Consider the following 368-nt stretch of genomic DNA (forward strand, 5'->3'; position numbering starts at 1 on the left):
CCACCAAACTGGAAGTTGTAGCGTTGCTGGTCGATAGAGTAGGAACCGCGACCGAGGATATAGATACCTTTCTCCACATCCTTGATCATTTCTTTGGCCGAGTACTTCTCTTCACCCGGCGCCAGGGAGACGTTCGGCATACGCTGGAACTGGACACTGGACCAGCTGTCCGCATAGCAACAGCCGTGGGACTCCTTCTGGTCGATCATGTGTACCTGATCGCGGGTCGCCTGGTAGTTCACCAGCACGCCGTCTTTGACCAGGTCCCAGCGCTTGGTTTTCACACCTTCATCGTCATAGCCCACCGCGCCGAGGGATCCCGGTTGTACCTTGTCCGCGAACAGATTGACCTTGTCGCTGCCGTACTT

1 protein-coding gene is annotated in these 368 nt (G+C 56.2%); it reads right to left on the minus strand.

Annotated features, from left to right (window positions below):
- Nucleotides 1-368, minus strand: a 368-nt coding sequence (locus B4U49_RS00125; protein WP_239692408.1) for a metallopeptidase TldD-related protein, incomplete at both ends; no start/stop codon positions are given.

Source organism: Microbulbifer mangrovi (genome assembly GCF_002009015.1).
Classification (GTDB): Bacteria; Pseudomonadota; Gammaproteobacteria; order Pseudomonadales; family Cellvibrionaceae; genus Microbulbifer; species Microbulbifer mangrovi.